The sequence below is a fragment of the Frankia torreyi genome (genome assembly GCF_000948395.1).
In the GTDB taxonomy this organism is placed as follows: domain Bacteria; phylum Actinomycetota; class Actinomycetes; order Frankiales; family Frankiaceae; genus Frankia; species Frankia torreyi.
The window spans coordinates 222,285-237,557 of sequence record NZ_JYFN01000002.1 but is presented as its reverse complement, the minus strand read 5'-3'; the positions used below and the strand labels follow the sequence as shown (position 1 = coordinate 237,557).

16 protein-coding genes are annotated in these 15,273 nt (G+C 72.2%); 7 read left to right on the top strand and 9 right to left on the bottom strand.

Annotated elements, in window-relative coordinates; translation table 11 throughout:
• Positions 1-35 precede the first annotated feature (35 nt).
• Positions 36-491: a nuclear transport factor 2 family protein gene (locus FF36_RS02370; RefSeq protein WP_082121606.1), complete on the bottom strand. Its 456-nt coding sequence runs from the start codon at positions 489-491 to the stop codon at positions 36-38.
• Positions 492-605: 114 nt separating this feature from the next.
• Between FF36_RS02370 and FF36_RS02365 the strand changes: the two genes are divergently transcribed.
• Complete coding sequence (locus FF36_RS02365; RefSeq protein ID WP_052680907.1) at positions 606-1,634, top strand: LysR family transcriptional regulator; 1,029 nt, start codon at positions 606-608, stop codon at positions 1,632-1,634.
• 104 nt (positions 1,635-1,738) lie between these two features.
• Positions 1,739-1,921, top strand: a complete 183-nt coding sequence (locus FF36_RS02360) for a hypothetical protein (RefSeq protein WP_044883231.1) — start codon at positions 1,739-1,741, stop codon at positions 1,919-1,921.
• A gap of 86 nt (positions 1,922-2,007) precedes the next feature.
• On the opposite strand, the gene FF36_RS02355 is transcribed toward FF36_RS02360, so the two are convergent.
• The gene (locus FF36_RS02355) at positions 2,008-2,358 is read right to left on the bottom strand and encodes a hypothetical protein (protein ID WP_044883230.1); all 351 of its coding nucleotides are present in this window, start codon (positions 2,356-2,358) and stop codon (positions 2,008-2,010) included.
• Between the two features lie 345 nt (positions 2,359-2,703).
• On the opposite strand from FF36_RS02355, the gene FF36_RS02350 reads away from it, so the two are divergent.
• Positions 2,704-3,240 carry a shikimate kinase gene (locus FF36_RS02350; protein WP_236706031.1) on the top strand — a complete coding sequence of 179 codons (537 nt, stop codon included), beginning with the start codon at positions 2,704-2,706 and terminating at the stop codon, positions 3,238-3,240.
• A 57-nt stretch (positions 3,241-3,297) separates the two neighbouring features.
• Here the strand turns inward: FF36_RS02350 and FF36_RS02345 are convergent, their stop codons facing one another.
• Positions 3,298-4,179 (bottom strand): NAD(P)-dependent oxidoreductase, encoded by an 882-nt coding sequence (locus tag FF36_RS02345; protein WP_242417973.1) that lies wholly within the window; start codon positions 4,177-4,179, stop codon positions 3,298-3,300.
• Between the two features lie 441 nt (positions 4,180-4,620).
• Complete coding sequence (locus FF36_RS36835; protein WP_044883228.1) at positions 4,621-4,815, bottom strand: hypothetical protein; 195 nt, start codon at positions 4,813-4,815, stop codon at positions 4,621-4,623.
• A 70-nt stretch (positions 4,816-4,885) separates the two neighbouring features.
• On the opposite strand from FF36_RS36835, the gene FF36_RS32265 reads away from it, so the two are divergent.
• Complete coding sequence (locus FF36_RS32265) at positions 4,886-5,659, top strand: Zn-ribbon domain-containing OB-fold protein (RefSeq protein ID WP_236706033.1); 774 nt, start codon at positions 4,886-4,888, stop codon at positions 5,657-5,659.
• Here the strand turns inward: FF36_RS32265 and FF36_RS02330 are convergent.
• On the bottom strand, positions 5,656-7,155 hold the full coding sequence (locus FF36_RS02330) for an MFS transporter (RefSeq protein ID WP_236706034.1): 1,500 nt from the start codon (positions 7,153-7,155) through the stop codon (positions 5,656-5,658). The genes FF36_RS32265 and FF36_RS02330 overlap by 4 nt on opposite strands.
• A 73-nt stretch (positions 7,156-7,228) precedes the next feature.
• Between FF36_RS02330 and FF36_RS02325 the strand changes: the two genes are divergently transcribed.
• On the top strand, positions 7,229-7,708 hold the full coding sequence (locus FF36_RS02325) for a MarR family winged helix-turn-helix transcriptional regulator (protein ID WP_044883321.1): 480 nt from the start codon (positions 7,229-7,231) through the stop codon (positions 7,706-7,708).
• 36 nt (positions 7,709-7,744) lie between these two features.
• Here FF36_RS02325 and FF36_RS02320 read toward each other — a convergent pair whose 3' ends face one another.
• Entirely contained in the window at positions 7,745-8,488 is a 744-nt protein-coding gene (locus tag FF36_RS02320) for an SDR family NAD(P)-dependent oxidoreductase (protein WP_044883227.1), read from the bottom strand.
• A gap of 103 nt (positions 8,489-8,591) precedes the next feature.
• Between FF36_RS02320 and FF36_RS02315 the strand changes: the two genes are divergently transcribed.
• Entirely contained in the window at positions 8,592-9,158 is a 567-nt protein-coding gene (locus FF36_RS02315) for an MmyB family transcriptional regulator (protein ID WP_044883226.1), read from the top strand.
• Here FF36_RS02315 and lpdA read toward each other — a convergent pair.
• Together lpdA and FF36_RS02305 are read right to left on the bottom strand one after the other, a co-directional pair.
• A complete protein-coding gene (lpdA, locus tag FF36_RS02310; protein ID WP_044883225.1) occupies positions 9,148-10,551 on the bottom strand; it encodes a dihydrolipoyl dehydrogenase in 1,404 nt (467 codons plus the stop codon). The genes FF36_RS02315 and lpdA overlap by 11 nt on opposite strands.
• An 84-nt stretch (positions 10,552-10,635) precedes the next feature.
• Positions 10,636-11,457 (bottom strand): SDR family NAD(P)-dependent oxidoreductase, encoded by an 822-nt coding sequence (locus tag FF36_RS02305; RefSeq protein ID WP_044883224.1) that lies wholly within the window; start codon positions 11,455-11,457, stop codon positions 10,636-10,638.
• A 709-nt stretch (positions 11,458-12,166) separates the two neighbouring features.
• On the opposite strand from FF36_RS02305, the gene FF36_RS02300 reads away from it, so the two are divergent.
• Complete coding sequence (locus FF36_RS02300; RefSeq protein WP_044883223.1) at positions 12,167-13,615, top strand: WS/DGAT domain-containing protein; 1,449 nt, start codon at positions 12,167-12,169, stop codon at positions 13,613-13,615.
• A gap of 110 nt (positions 13,616-13,725) precedes the next feature.
• Here FF36_RS02300 and FF36_RS02295 read toward each other — a convergent pair whose 3' ends face one another.
• Positions 13,726-15,255 carry an MFS transporter gene (locus FF36_RS02295; protein ID WP_044883222.1) on the bottom strand — a complete coding sequence of 510 codons (1,530 nt, stop codon included), beginning with the start codon at positions 15,253-15,255 and terminating at the stop codon, positions 13,726-13,728.
• Positions 15,256-15,273 lie beyond the last annotated feature (18 nt).

Below are 15,273 nucleotides of genomic sequence, written 5' to 3'. Positions count from 1 at the left end.
CCGTGCTCGGGTGGGACGGTCGCGGCGTCCGGCGGTCAGGCGAACAGGACGCGGGCCACGTGGTCGGTGTCGGTGTACTCCCGGACGGAGACGATGCGACCGTCGCGGACCTCGAAGATGCCGAGGCACTGGTTGTCGTACGGTGCGCCGCTGGCGGCGGTGCCCCGGGAGGTCCAGGTGGCGACGACCCGCGGGCCCTCGGCGAGGATGCCGGTCAGCTCGACGAGCAGCGGCGCGCCGCTCTGCAGCCGCCTGCCCATCCCGCCGAGGAAGTCGTCGACGATGCGGGCGCGTCCCCGCCACTCACCCGAGATCGGCAGACTGCCCGGATAGTGCCAGACGGCGTCGGCGGCGAAGCTGTCGCGGATCACCGCGGCGTCGCCGTCGCGGACGGCCTCCACGTAGCGGACCACCACCGCCCGCGCGTCGTCGCTCGCCGGTCCGGCGGATGCGGGGCCTCCGGTCGCGGGGCTGGCGGGATTCGTGGTCAACGTTCCTCCCGGGTGAGAACGGCGTTGTCGCGGACGTGCCAGCCAGCCTGCCGCCCGGTCGCCGTCGCCGGCCAACAGCCGTCCGTCCGCCTTGACAACCGAGGGTGGTCGGCCATGGTGGTGACCGTGGATCTCGACCTGGGCCAGGCGCGGGCTTTCGTGGCAGCGGCCGAGGAGCTGCACTTCGGCCGGGCCGCCCGGCGACTGTTCCTCACCCAGCAGGCGCTGTCCAAACGGATCGCCCGGCTGGAGGACGCTCTCGGCGTCGCGCTGTTCCACCGGTCCGGGCACGCGGTGGAGCTGACCGACGCGGGACGGCGGTTCCTGGAGCCGGCCCGGGCGGCGCTGCGGGCCGGGGACCGTGCTGTCGCCGCGGCCAGAACGGAACTCCGTCCGCTGCGCGTCGACGTGTGGGGCCACCTCTACGGCCCGATGCGCACCCTGCGGGCCGTCCTCGACGACGCCCCGACGCTCGCCATGGAACTCGGCGCCAGCCGCGACCTGCCCACGGCCGTCGACGCGCTGACCCGCGGATCGATCGACCTCGGCTTCGGTCGCGTGCACGCGATCACCGATCACGCCCTCACCGATCACACCCCCCGCGAGCACGCGGGTGCTGGCGGGGGCCTCGCACCGTCGTTCGCGCACCGGCTCGTCCGCCTGGAGCCACTCGACGTGGTCCTCCACCCCGCCCATCCGCTGGCCGGCGGCGGGCGGGTGCGTCCCGCGGACCTGCGCGGCAGCGTGCTGTGGTGCCCGGCGCCCCTCGACCGGCTGGATTTCCTGCGCCGCTTCGCCGGCAGGTTCGGGATTGCGGCCGAGGCGGCCGCGGCCAACCTCGGCCTGGAACCGTTGCTGGAGCGTCCGCGCACGGACCCGCGCTACGTCTGCGTGCTGCCCGCCGAGATGGTGCTGCCCGCCGACGCCGGCCTGCGAGGGGTGCCGCTGGTGGACCCGACGCCGCTGTACGCGTGGTCGCTGCTGTGGCGGGGCGAACCGTGCGCCGCGGGCCGCGACCTGCAGCGCGCCTTCGCCGAGACCGCCGCCCGCCGTCGCTGGCTCGAGTACGCACCCGGCCGCGACTGGCTTCCCGACGCCGATCACGCGCGGCTGGCGGGGTCAGTCGTTCGACACGGATGGTGACATGAGGGGTGGACTCTCACTCTCCGTGCCGAGACCGGCGCCAGAATTAACGCGGAGGAAGCCTGAGTTAATTTTGAGTGAACCCTCGTGTGTGACTCTGAGGTATGCAGACAGGCGGTGTTCCCGAGGCCGAAATCGTGACGATAGTCGCGTCAATCAACGATATTCCCAGCATGGAGCAAACCGACGCGATGCTCGAAGAACTACGCCAGCTTCCTCGCAACGCCGACACGGTCAAGCTGATCGACGACCTGCTGGAGCTCAGATCGCTACTCGGCGCGCGCTGAGAACGCGCGCCGAGTAGCGAAGGAAAGCTGGGCGACGCACCGACTAACCAATGGCGCGCCGGGATTGGCCGGCCTGAGCTACGAGGCTACTGCTGGGCGCCGAACGGCTGGCCCTGCTGGCCCTGCTGGCCCTGGTTCCCCAGGTTCCCCTGGCCGCCCTGCTGGCCGCCGCCGAAACGCTCGCCGGAGCCGCCGAGCCCGCCCTGGCCGCCACCGACGCCCGCCAGCTCACGCAGGCGGTTCTCGACGTAGCGCTCGCTGTGGTGCGTCTTGTCCGCAATGCGCGCGACGAGGTCCTCGATGTCGGTCGCGGCATCGAGGTCCGCCGTGCTGACCTGACCGAACTGGTCAAGGATGCGGTAGCGGATCTGCCGCCAGTTCTGGCGCAGCTGCTGCTCCACCTGCTGGCGCTGCTGCTGCTGGTCCTGCTGGGCCATTTTATGATCCCTTCCGGTCATTATCCGAACGCGCTGAGGGCGCGGAAGGGACGCTACCCCAGCCCGTCCGGCCAGCGCCAAACCGACGTGGAATTAGAATGTCTGCGCCCAGCTCCGGGCATCTGACGCCACAATCGGAAGCGTCCCGGACGGGTGCCTGTGACGGAATTTAAAGGCGGAAGAACGAACAACAAGGACTCGCCGATCACCCTTTTACGGTCTTCCTGGCCGCGTCTCGCCGGTAACGCCCGGCCTCGGCTGCTACGCACGGTCGATGCTCTCGTGCCGTGTTCACCTGCTCCAGGCGGCGGGTACACGGGTCAGATGTCGTCAACATCCCGGCCTGTGCCGGCTGTCGGACGGGCCGCCACCGGTGGCGCCGGGCGGATCTTCCTCGTCGGGCTGATGGGCTCGGGCAAGTCGACGGTGGGCCGGGCGCTCGCGGATCGGCTCGGCCGGCCCTACCTCGACAACGACGCCCTGCTCCAGCAGCGAACCGGACTCGACGCGCCCGCCCTGGCCGACCTGGGCCGCGCAGCCCTGCACGACCAGGAGTCGCGGCAGCTTCACGCTCTGCTCGATACCCCGGCGCCGTATGTCGCCGGGATCGCGGCCAGCGTCGCCGACAACCCCGACGACCTCGGCCGCATCGCCGACGCCGGCCGCGTCGTCTACCTGCGGGCGACCCCGGCGACCCTGGCCCGGCGGGTCGGCCGCGGCCAGGGCCGGCCCTGGCTCGGCGAGGACCTGCTGACCACCCTGAACGAGATGTTCGCCGCCCGCGACGACGCCTACCGCCGCGTCGGGCAGGTCGTGGACACCGAGGGCCGCGACCCGCACGAGATCGCCGCCGAGCTCGCCCGCGTGGTCGGTACCGGCTGACCGCCGCCCCGTGGACGCGGCGCGGGGCGGGGGTGGGGTGGCCTGCCGGTCTCGGTCTCAGGCCCCGGGCGGATGCCCGGCGGCGGGCAGGCCGAAGGCGCGGATCACCGCGGCCGCGTCCGCCACGCCGGCGGCCTGTTCCGGGGTGAGTGCACCGAGCGGGGACCGGGCGACCCGCTCCCACACCACGGCCATCGCCTCGAACAGCTCCGGCGGCAGGCCCGCGGCGGCCTGGGTCGCGGCGATCTCGCGCATCTCGGCGACGTAGCGGTCCGCCTTGCTCGCCGACAACGCGAGCCACGATCCGAGCCCGTCGACCTGGGCGGGGAATGTCGGCCCCAGGTCGTCGAGCATCACGTCGAGCACCCCGGCCTGCTGCGCCGCCGCGGTCGCCTGCAGGAAGAGGGCGGCGAGCCCCTTGTAGACACTCGCCGTGCTCATCTTCAGCGCGCTCGCGGTGCCCACCGGACCCGCCAGGACGCGCGATTCGAGCCGGGAATGGGCCAGCGCGGCGATCTCACCGGCTCGCGGCCCGCTCAGGTACAGCCGGGTGCGGGCTCGCCCGGACGCCGCCTGGGGCGGCGGGCCGGAGATCGACCCGTCGACGAGGTCCAGGCCGCCCAGGGCCTGCCCCACCCGCGCGAGCGTGGCGGGGGAGACCGCGTTGAGGTCGGCGACCAGCGGGGTCGCTCCCGACGCGGCGGCCGACTGACGGATGGCGCCGGCCACCGCAACGGCCTCGCCCGGCGGCACCACCGACAGGACGATGTCCGCCGCCCCGACCGCCGCGTCGAGGGAGTCGACGAGGTCCAGGCCATCCGCGAGCGCGCGGGTCCGCTCCGAGCGGCCCGCCACACAGGCCACCACCCGGGCGCCGCCCTCGACGTAGCCGCGCCCCAGCGCCGAGCCCATCGCGCCGGGGCTCACGATCGCCACCATCACCACCCGGCATCTCCCTTCGCGGCGCGACCCGGACCGTGCTCCCGGCGCGATCCCGGCCGATGTCGGTGCCTGGCGCCCGGTGCCTGGCGCCCGGTGCCTGGCGCCCGGTGCCTGGCGCCCGGTGACGTCGGCGACGTCGGTGACCCACCGTGATCCAAGAACTGTGATCCAGGATAGGCGTTCGACCGGGTCGGCCCGCCCGTCACCGGCGCGGGTCCGTCGCGGTATGCCCGCATCCCTCCCCGACCGATTCGTACGGGGAGTCCGTGTCTGAGGCGTAGCTCCATCGGATGAACCACCATGGTGTGGTGGGCGTCGTCGGGCGCCGGCCGCCGGCAGGGGCGGTGACGCTCGTCACCGGCGGGGACGGGCCCCGACGGCGCCGGCGGTAGTCGGAGGGGATCGTGAGAACGGCGGTGCGGAGCAGATGATCAGCGGTCAACCCCACGTGCGCGTCCTTCGCCCGGTCGCCCGCCCGCCGGACCCGTCGGCGGCCGGCTCCCCGCCCGCCATCCACCCGTCCACCAGGATCCCGTCGGTCAGGGTGATCCCCTCGGCCACGCCCACGACCGCCCCGTCCCCCACGACCGCCCCGTCCCCTGCAACCGCCCCGTCCCCCACGACCTCCGACACCCGCGAGGAATCGGGAACGGAATCACCGAGCGCGGAATCACCGCCCGCAGCGGACCCGACCGGACGCCGGGTGGCGGCAGACCCCCCGGGTGCGCAGGGCGTCGCCGCTGCGGGGACCGCCGATCCTGCGGCCGGGGCGGACCTCGGCGAGGACGCGCAGACCGTGATTCTGCCGGCGGCGGCAGACAGTTCCAGGGATGCGGCGACCGGGACGGCACCGGCAGCCGCGGTGGCGGTGGCGGTGGCACCGGCGGTGGCGGACGGTGCGGGGGAGGCGGACGGTGCGGGGGAGGCGGACGGTGCGGGGGAGGCGGCGACCGAGCGGGCGCCGGCTGCGGCGGATCTCGCGGCGGGCGCGGAGAACATGGCGGATGGGGACACTGCGGGCGGGGACACTGCGGGCGGGGTGGACTCCGCGGCAGCGTCCGGGCCACCACCCGAGGACGACGACGGCATCGGGCCGTTGTGGGCCGCGCTGCGTGAGGACCGGTTCGTGCTGTCCCGGTGCCTGGACTGCCGAAGCTGGCTGCCACCGCGCCCGGAACGCTGCCGGCACTGCGCGGGGTCGACGGACTTCGCACCGTCGGCCGGCACCGGCGTCGTCGAGAGCTACCTCGTCATCCGCCATCCCAGCGTGCCCGCGTTCGCCGGCCGCCCGCCGTACGTCCTCGCGCTGGTCAGCCTGGACGAGGGGGTCCGGCTGCCCGGCCGGCTCGACGGGGTCGCGCCGGGGGAGGCGAGGATCGGCCAACCCGTCCGGGCGGCGTTCCACGTCCGCCCCGGCGCGGACACCCCCAGCGTCCTCTTCCGCCCGCGCCGACCGACGGGCGCCGGGGCCCGCTAGGGCGCGTCTGCAGTCGTGATCACGGGGGTTGGTGCGCGTTCCTCACATGCTGTGGGAGCAGCCGTCGGCCGGCCGTGGCGCCGGGCGGGATCGAGCCAGGCGAGGCGGGCCATCAGGGCGGTCATCACCACGACCAGGACAAGGCCGAGCCAGAACGCGGACTCGGCGGCGCGGATGTGCGCGCCGCGGTCGGGATGGATGCCCAGCCGGGAGAAGAACACCGCGCCGAGGACGGCGACACCGGTGACGCTGGCGAACTGCTGGGTGGTGGTCAGGACCCCGGCGGCGACCCCGGACCGCTCGCGGGGGACGCCGGCCAGCGGCGCGCCGACGAGCGAGGGCAGGATCAGCCCGTTGCCGGCCCCGATCCCGGCGATCCCGGCGACGAGCCAGGCGGGGGACAGGCCGCCGGGATGGGTGTGCAGGGCCACCGCCAGGGTCAGGAAGCTCAGGGCGGTCACGGCGCAGCCCGCCAGCAGCACCGCCGGGCCGAGGCGGGCGACCAGGCGGCGCCCCAGGAACGAGCTGCCGATCGCCAGCAGGCCCATCGGCGCGAACGCCAGCCCGGCCGCCAGCGGACCGAGCCCGAGTCCCGCCTGCAACAGCAGGCTCAGCACGAACAGGCAGCTGCTGAACGACGCCATGAACGCGGCGTTCACCGCGAGACCGGTGGCGAACGTCGCGGTGTGGAACAGGGCGGGATCGACGAGGGGCTGCCCGCCGCCGCGCGCCACGGACCGCTCCCAGCGCACTGCGGCCGCCATCGTGGGGACGGCGGCGGCCAGCAGCAGCCAGCCCCACACCGGCCAGCCGGTCTCGTGCCCGATCACCAGCGGCAGCAGCGCGAGCCCGAGCCCGCCGGAGATCCCTACCGCCCCGGGAACATCCAGCTCCAGCCCGGCGGCGGTCCGCCGCTCGGCGCGGGGCAGCACCCATCTCGCCACCGCGGCGACGGCGACGCCGACCGCCGCGGTGGCGAGGAAGACGGCCCGCCAACCCAGGCCGAACACGTCGGCGTCGAGCAGCAGCCCGCCGAGCACCTGCCCGCCGATCCCGCTGACCGCGCCGGCCACCCCGTACCAGGCCAACGCGCGGGAGCGCTCGGCGTCGGTGAACGACGCGGTCACCAGGGCCAGGATCTGGGGGACCATCGCCGCCGCGGTCAGGCCCTGCGCCATGCGGGCCGCCACCAGCTCGACGGGTCCCTGCGCGAGCCCGCACAGCAGTGAGGCCGCGGCGAAGCCGGTCACCCCGGCGAGGAACAGGCGGCGGTGGCCGAACAGGTCACCGAGCCGCCCGCCGGTGACGACTCCCGCCGCGTAGGTGAACACGTAGCCGCCGACGACGAGCTCGAGCGCCGCGGGTCCGGCGCCGAGCCGGCGTTGCAGGTCGGGGATGGCGACGTTCACCACGTTGGCGTCGAAGCCGTACAGGACGTAGGCGGCCAGCACCACCGGTAGCAGCAGCCGGCCGTCGGGATCTCTCTTGCAAGGCATACTGCTGGTTATACCAATCGCTGGCATCGCCAATGAATAGGGGTGCCAGCGGCCGACGGCTAGGATGGGGATCATGACGGTGTCCGACGCTCTGCTGCCCGCCGCGCTGCGTCACCGCACGAGTTTCGTGCTCGCCCGGCTCGCCGCCCTGTCCCGGATGCACTGTGCCGAGCGGTTGGCGACCCTCGGCCTCAACCAGCACCAGCACGCGATCCTGTGCTGCCTGGACGAGTTCGGCCCGGCCATCCAGCGCGACGTCGCCGCCCGTCTCGACCTCGACAGCGGCGACCTGGTGTCCTTCCTCGACCGGCTGCAGACGGCCGAGCTCATCCGCCGCGACCGCGACCCGCGCGACCGGCGCCGCCAGATCCTCACCATCACCCAGGCCGGCCAGCGCCTGCTGAACCAGGCCGAGACGCTGCTCGACGAGGCGGAGCCCGAGCTGTTCGCCGGGTTGGCCGCCGCCGAGGTCGAGCAGTTGCGCGCCCTCGCGGCCGGCGTGTTGACGCGGCACACCGCGCAGGCATGGCGGCACCAGGGTGCCCCCGCCTGACGGCGACCAGTCCTGCGCGGTCACCAGGGATAGCGGTCACCAGGGATAGGTGCCGCCGTTCTCGCTCAGGAACACCCCTGAGCCGTCCTCGTGGCGGGTGAGTACCTGTGCCGCGATGCGAGCGCCGCCTTCCTCGGCGGTGTCGTGGCCGGTGTGGCCGTTGAGGTCGGTGGCGCAGAAGCCTGGTGACAGGGCGTTGACGGTGATGCCGTCGGCGCGCAGATGCCGCGCGTAGACAAGAGTGATCGCGTTCAGCGCGGCCTTGGAGGAGTTGTAGCCGAGCAGCTGGGCGTAGCTTTCCAGCGCCGGGTCGGGGCTGGCCAGGAACGCGACCGTGCCGAGCCCGCTGGAGACGTTGCCGACGAATCCGCTGCGGGACCTGCGCAGCAGCGGGATCATGGCGTTGGTGACGGCGACGACGCCGAAGACGTTCGTGTCGTAGATCTCCCGCAACGCAGTGACGGGAAGTTCCGACGGCGGACGCCTCCGGTCACGGGTGATACCGGCGTTGTTGACCAGGACGTCCAGGTGACCGTACTCAGCGTCGATGAACGCCGCGGCCTGCGCGATCGTCGACTCGTCGGTGACGTCGAGGTGGACGAAGGTGACGTCCAGTCCGCGCTGGGCGAGGGCCGCGGCGGCCGGTCCACCGAGGCGCGGGTTGCGGGCGCCCAGCAACACGGTGTGCCCGTCGCGGGCGAACGACGTCGCCGAGGCGAAGCCGATGCCCTTGTTCGCCCCAGTGATCAGAACGACCTTCTTGGTCGTGGTCGAGGTCATGCCTGTACCGTGCCGCCTGGGAGCGGGGCCGCGGGAGAGCCTCGTCGAGGGTGGTACCGGCCATCCCATGGTGCCGATGCCGGCGGTAGGACACGCTGATTCCATGGAAAAAGTGGACCGCGGCGAGCTGGCCGCGTTCCTGCGCCATCGCCGAGCCCGGCTACAGCCCGACGACGTCGGCCTGGAAGCCGGCTACCGTCGCCGCACGCCCGGGCTGCGCCGGCAGGAGGTCGCCCAGCTCGCCGGGATGTCCGTCGAGTACTACATCCGCACCCGTCCGGGTGCCCGGCAACGTCACGACGCAACCAGCGCGGAGCAGTTCGCCCGCGAGTCCGTCGCGGATCTGCGCGCCGCCGCCGCACGCTATCCCCACGACGCGGGCATTCGCGATCTTGTGCGTCGGCTCCTCGACGCCAGCGATGACTTCGGCCGGCTGTGGAACGAACACGAGGTGCGGGTCCGGCGCTCGACGCGCAAGCGGCTGAACCATCCCGACGTCGGCTGGCTCGATCTCGACTGCGACGCGCTGCACGATCCCGAGCGAGACCAGTGGATCATCCTGTACAGCGCGGCACCCGGGACTCCCACCCACCGGGCGCTGCAACTTCTCAAGGTCATCGGAACGCAGCGGCTCGGCGCACCCGCCGAGCCACCACAGCTCAGAAGTTGATCATGTGGCCGGCGAGGCCGTGGATCGCCTCCTTGACGGACTCGCCCAGCGTCGGGTGGGCGTGCACGTTGCGGGCGAGCTCGGCGACGGAGAGATCCCAGCGCTGCGCGAGGGTCAGCTCCGGCAGCAGTTCGGTGACGTCGGGGCCGATCAGGTGCGCGCCGAGCAGCTCGCCGTACTTGGCGTCGCTGAGGATCTTCACGAAGCCGGCGGTCTCGCCGAGGCCGTGCGCCTTGCCGTTCGCCGAGAACGGGAACTTCGCGACCTGCACGTCGAAGCCCTTCTCCCGGGCCTGCGCCTCGGTGTAGCCGAAGCTGGCGACCTGCGGCTGGCAGTACGTCGCCCGCGGGATCATCACGTAGTCCAGCGGGTAGGTCTCGGCGTCGCCGATCGTCTCCGCGGCGATGATGCCCATGGCCTCGGCGGCGTGGGCGAGCATGAGCTTGGCCGTGACGTCGCCGATGGCGAAGATGTGCGGGACGTTGGTGCGGCAGTAGCCGTCGACGTCGATGGCGCCGCGCTCGGTCAGCGCCACGCCGGTGTTCTCCAGCCCGTAGCCGGTGATGTTCGGCCCGAAGCCGATCGCCTGGAGCACCTTCTCCGCCTCCAGCACCTGCGACACGCCGTCCTTGCCCGTCACGGTGACCTTGACGGTGTCACCGGAGTCGTCGATGGTGTCGACGCGGGTGGAGGTCAGCACCGTGATGCCGGCCTTCTTGTAGTGGCGGGCGAGCTCGACGGAGACCTCGGCGTCCTCCAGCGGCACCATGCGGTCGAGGAACTCGACGATCGTGACGTCGACGCCGTAGTTGCGCAGCACGTAGGCGAACTCGACGCCGATCGCCCCGGCGCCCGCGATGACGATGCTGCGCGGCAGTTCGGAGCTGAGGATCTGCTGCTCGTAGGTGACCACCCGCTCGGACAGCGAGGTGCCCGGCAGCAGCCGCGGCGTGGCACCGGCGGCGATGATGCAGTGGTCGAACGTCACCGTGCTGGTCGAGCCGTCCGCACCGGCGACGGACAGGGTGTGGTCGTCGACGAACGTGCCGCGCCCGGAGTACTCGGTGATGTTGTTCTTCTTCATCAGGAAGTGGACGCCCTTGACCCGGCCGTCCGCGACCTTCCGGCTGCGTTGGAACGCCGCCCCGTAGTTGACCGTGATCGAGCCGTCGACGGAGATGCCGAACGTCTTGGCCTCGTGGGTGAGGGTGTGCACGAGCTCGGCGTTGCGCAGCAGCGCCTTCGACGGGATGCAGCCCACGTTCAGGCAGACCCCGCCCCAGTACCGCTCCTCCACCACTGCCGTGGTCAGACCGAGCTGGGCGGCACGGATCGCGGCCACGTACCCGCCCGGACCCGCACCCAGAACCACCACGTCGAAATGTTCGCTCACAAGGGCAGCGTAACGACCCCGGGCACACACCCCATTCCCGCCTCACCCGGCGTTCGGTCACACCCCTCAGCGGACCCGGGCGGATCAGACCCTGAGCAGCTTCTCGGTGATCTCGTGGAGCCGGGCCGCCTCGTCGCGGTCGAAGTACGGGGTGTCCACGTCGATGCGCCTGCCCTCCGTGAAGGCGCTCAGGCGCTCGGCCGGCGGCCGGTCCAGGCAGGGCAGGATCTGGCCGATGCTCTGTGCCACCGTCTTGCCGGTCACCTTCAGCCCGGCGACCTGCGCGGCGGTGGCCTGGTCGTACTCCCCGGAGAAGCTGGTCGACACGACGCCGGGGTGGAACAGGATGTACCTGATCCGGCTGTCCGGGTGCACGGCGGCGAACCCGGCGCCGAGCAGGTCGTTGAGCCGACCGCCGTGGCCCAGCGCCCCGGTCCCGACGTAGTGCCGGCGCAGTTGCAGGTCGTCCCACTGGATCGGGCTCGTTCCCCCCGGCCCCGCCACGTTGAGAACGATCGGTGTCGCGGCGCGTTCCAGCGACGGTGCCAGCCCGTGGCTGAGCAGGAAACGGCTCAGGTAGAACAGCGCGAAGTTGCTCTCCAGACCCTCGGGTGTCTCGGTGCGCACCGACCGGTGGTAGCGCGCACCCAGCACCAGGACGTCGACCGTGGGAAGGACCCTGGCGACCTCCTCGAACAGCCGGATGTTCTCGCCGATCAGACTCAGATCCGCCCGCACGAAGTGGGCCCGATCGCCGGCGCCGAGCTCGCGCGCGGAGTCGAGGAACCGTTCCCCCTTCTCGGCGCTCTGGCCCACGATGAGGACCGCGTCGCCACGGTGGAGGTGGACGTCCGCGAGCGCCCGGCCGATGCCGTCGGTTCCGCCCGTGATCACAATCGTCCTCATCGGGTCCTCTCTCCAGCCGCGCCCGCGGCTTTCTCAACAATTTTGGTGAATAAAAGCATATCCCGGCGACGCCCTGCAACCACGCCGGTCGCCTCGGACCCCGCAACGTCGGTGACGCGCAGGTCAGAGCCGGGACGACCCGCCAAGACCGTCGATCATGCCCTGGAGCATGTGGGTCTGGACCTGCAGCAGGACCCGCGCCGCCTGGCCCAGATCGACCGTCCCGATCTGGGCGAAGACCTCGGCCCCGCCGCGTTACCGGCACCTCTCGTCGACGCCGGGTCCGCACGGCGAGCGACCGGGCCGGCCGTGCCCCGACGATGGGCGCGCCGGGGAGCCGCACACCTCCACGAAGGCCAAATCCCTTGTCCCCGGGTGTCCCCCGATCGGCACTCCGGCAATTATCACGCGAATATCGAGGGAATTCGTGTAACCCCGGTCGCGGTAGCACCGTAGCCCATTCGTGTTGATGTCCCGGCCGGGCGTCGGTAGCGTGCCGGACCCGCCCTCACCTGCATTTCCCTTGCTGCTCGTGCCCTCCGGCGGGATCGTTCTCGCCCGTCCTGCCCATCCGTGTGGAGACGTACGACACAAGGCTGGATGGGCTGAACGGCCCGCGGATAAACAGGTACATGGGTACAGGTATCCACGACGCATCCGTGCGTCGATCTGCTAACATTATTGATCGCGTTGTCAAGGCCTGCACCCAATGCCCGGCGACGGGCTGGGGGCGCGCCTGATGACCCTCCTCGACACGGTCTCGAAGACCGGCTACAACCGGGCATTCGCCCGCCCGCTGACCGCGGGGGACCGCGCCTATCTCGCCTTCCACCGGCTCAATCCCGGTGAATACCAGGACGTCGGCGCGGTGCTGTTCCTCGACGGACCGGTGGAGCTGGCGGACCTGCGGGCGCACGTCGCCGAACGGCTGCGTGCGCCGCGGGCGCGGATGCTCACCGACCGGCTGGAGACGGTCACGGTCCGCCCGGCCGACCGCCGCTCCACGGTGCACGAGACCCACTGGGTCTGCGACCCGGAGATGAGGGTCGACGAGCGCGTCGTCGCCGTGGAGCTGCCGAGCGCGGCCGAGGTCGCCGGTCTGATCGGCGGCGACGCGATCGGTGACCGGCGCATCCGCGCCGCGATCGACGGGATCGCCAGGCGCCCCGTCGACACCAGCGCCCAGCCGTGGATGCTCTATCTGCTGTGCGAGCGCGGGAGCGCGGGCGCCGTGGTCGTCTACCGGACCAGCCACATCGCCCAGGACGGCGCGGCCCTCTACCGGTCGCTGCACCTGCTGTTCGGCGGCGAGGACGAGCCCGACCTGGGGCTGCCCGCGTCGATCCCCCGCCCGCAGGCCGGCGACTACCTGCGCTTCGTCAGCCGGGGGCTGAGCTGCCTGTCGCCGACGCGCGTTCTCGACGCCTGGGGCGGCCAGCCGGTGGGCCCGGCGCGGCATACCTGGATCACCACCGAGCTCGGGCCGATGCGGGACGTCGCCCGCCGCCACGACGCCTCGGTCAACGACGTCTACCTGGCCGCCCTGGCCGGCGCGGTGCGGGCGTGGTCGTTTCCGGAGTGGCGGGACGACTCCCGGCCCGTCCACGCGCTGATGCCCGTCAGCATCCGCATCGCCGCCGACCAGAACGTGCTGTCGAACTACACCTCGGGAGTGCGGGTCCCGCTGCCGTGTGGCGAACCGGACCCGGCCCGGCGGCTGGCCCGCATCGCCAAGGTGACCCGCCGGCTCAAGGACGGCGGGATGGGCGTGGTGGAGCATCACCACTTTCCCGCCGTGGCGGCGCGGGCCACCCCCCGCATGCTGTCCTACGCGGCGAGCTTCGGGGGGCGCACCCGGGAGCTGGCCATGGTGGCGACCAACGCCCGCACGATCCGCGGGCCGCTGGCCGTCGCGGGACGCGCCGTCACCGACCTGATCGGCACCGGGCCGCTGCTCGTCGGACGCCAGCACCTGTCCGTCGCGCTGTTCGGCCTCGGGGACCGCATCGGGATCACGTTCGCAGCCAGCGACAGTGTGCCGAACCACGAGCGTCTCGCCCAGTTGTGGCTGGCGGAGCTCACCGAGCTCCGCCGGGCGGCGCCGCCCGGCGGCGTGCGGGTACCGGTCCAGCGCGACGCGGGTCCGCGGGCCCGCTAGATCCGCCACCGGGCCGTCACGCGCCGTCCGGCCGGCGGCGCGCCTGCGAGCCCGTGGGTGAACATCGGGTAGCTGGTCAGGGGCAGCCGGATCGCGGCTGCCCCTGACCGTCAGCCGCCTTCGACGGCGGCGGCCGACCGGTCTGGGCCGGACGTGCGGGTCGGCTCGTCGGGATACGGCTCGTCGCCGTCCTCAGTAGCGGTGAGGGGGGCGGCGATGTCCTCCAGCGAACGGCCGGCCGCGTCCACGCCGAACAGCAGCTCGGCGACACCGCCGACGGCCATCACCGCCGCGCCGACGAGGAAGCCGACCATCACCGGCCCGGTGCGGCCGGTGTCGATGAGGTGGCCGAACAGCAGCGGGCCGGTGATACCGCCGACCGCGGTACCCACGGCGTAGAAGAACGCGATCGCCAGTGCCCGGGTCTCCATCGGGAAGATCTCACTGACCGTCAGGTACGCCGAGCTCGCCCCCGCCGAGGCGAAGAAGAACGTGGCCGCCACCAGCAGCAGGAACGTCCACGCGGTCAGCGCGCCGCCGTCGAACAGCACGGCGAGCAGCACGGCCAGCGCGGCGGCGGCCAGATAGGTGGACGCGATCATCGGCTTGCGCCCGACGGTGTCGAACAGCCGGCCGAGCAGCAGCGGGCCGGCGCAGTTACCCAGGGCGTAGACGACGAGGAACACCGGCACCGCCGACGAGCTGACCCCGTAGAACGTCGTCAGCATCGTGCCCAGGTCGAAGGTGAACGCGTTGTACAGGAAGGCCTGCCCGACGAACAGCGCCAGTCCCAGCACCGCGCGGCGGGGGTAGGTGCGAAACGCCGTCGAGGCGATCGTCCGCAGCGGGATGACCGTGCGCTGGCGGACGGTGATCTGCCTGTCCGGGGCGGCCAGCCGAATGCCCGTCTCGGCCTCGACGGTCTGTTCGACGTCGCCGACGATCCGTTCGGCGTCGTCGGCGTGGCCGTGGATGAACAGCCAGCGCGGGCTTTCCGGCACGTGCCGGCGCACGACGAGGATGACCAGCCCGAGCACCGCGCCGAGGCCGAAGCTGAGGCGCCAGCCGACATCGGTCGGGAAGATGCGCTCGGACAGGAAGAAAACGGTCAGTGCCGAGCCCGCCGCGGAGCCCAGCCAGTAGGAGCCGTTAATGAGCAGGTCGACCCGGCCCCGTACCCGTGCCGGGATCAGCTCGTCGACCGCCGAGTTGATGGCCGCGTATTCACCGCCGATTCCGGCGCCGGTGAAGAACCGGGTCAGGAAGAAGAACCACGGCGCCCACGAGAACGCCGTCGCCGTCGTCGCCACGATGTAGACGCCGAGGGTCAGCAGGAACAGTTTCTTCCGGCCGAAACGGTCGGTGAGCTGACCGAAGAACAATGCACCCAGGCAGCTTCCGAGCACGTAGATCGCGGCCGCGGTGCCGATGTCGGAGGCGGACAGCGAGATTCCGCTGCCCGATTCGGTGAGGCGTGAACCCACCGCGCCCACCATCGTCACCTCGAGGCCGTCGAGGATCCACACCGTCCCCAACCCGATGACGATCATCCAGTGGAACCGGGCCCAGGGAAGCCGGTCGAGTCGGGCCGGGATCGCCGTGCGGATCGTCCCCAACCCGCCGCTGTCGTTGCCGGGCATGCCACCCCCATACCTTCG

Bases quoted from the DNA above. Each gene is read 5' to 3' on its own strand.
- FF36_RS02330 (WP_236706034.1), bottom strand. From the start codon at position 7,155: ATGCCTTGCAAGAGAGATCCCGACGGCCGGCTGCTGCTACCGGTGGTG.
- FF36_RS02360 (WP_044883231.1), top strand. From the start codon at position 1,739: ATGCAGACAGGCGGTGTTCCCGAGGCCGAAATCGTGACGATAGTCGCG.
- FF36_RS02345 (WP_242417973.1), bottom strand. From the start codon at position 4,179: ATGGTGGCGATCGTGAGCCCCGGCGCGATGGGCTCGGCGCTGGGGCGC.
- FF36_RS02325 (WP_044883321.1), top strand. From the start codon at position 7,229: ATGACGGTGTCCGACGCTCTGCTGCCCGCCGCGCTGCGTCACCGCACG.
- FF36_RS02365 (WP_052680907.1), top strand. From the start codon at position 606: ATGGTGGTGACCGTGGATCTCGACCTGGGCCAGGCGCGGGCTTTCGTG.
- FF36_RS02355 (WP_044883230.1), bottom strand. From the start codon at position 2,358: ATGGCCCAGCAGGACCAGCAGCAGCAGCGCCAGCAGGTGGAGCAGCAG.
- FF36_RS02300 (WP_044883223.1), top strand. From the start codon at position 12,167: ATGCCCGGCGACGGGCTGGGGGCGCGCCTGATGACCCTCCTCGACACG.
- FF36_RS02305 (WP_044883224.1), bottom strand. From the start codon at position 11,457: ATGAGGACGATTGTGATCACGGGCGGAACCGACGGCATCGGCCGGGCG.
- FF36_RS02320 (WP_044883227.1), bottom strand. From the start codon at position 8,488: ATGACCTCGACCACGACCAAGAAGGTCGTTCTGATCACTGGGGCGAAC.
- FF36_RS02315 (WP_044883226.1), top strand. From the start codon at position 8,592: ATGGAAAAAGTGGACCGCGGCGAGCTGGCCGCGTTCCTGCGCCATCGC.
- FF36_RS02295 (WP_044883222.1), bottom strand. From the start codon at position 15,255: ATGCCCGGCAACGACAGCGGCGGGTTGGGGACGATCCGCACGGCGATC.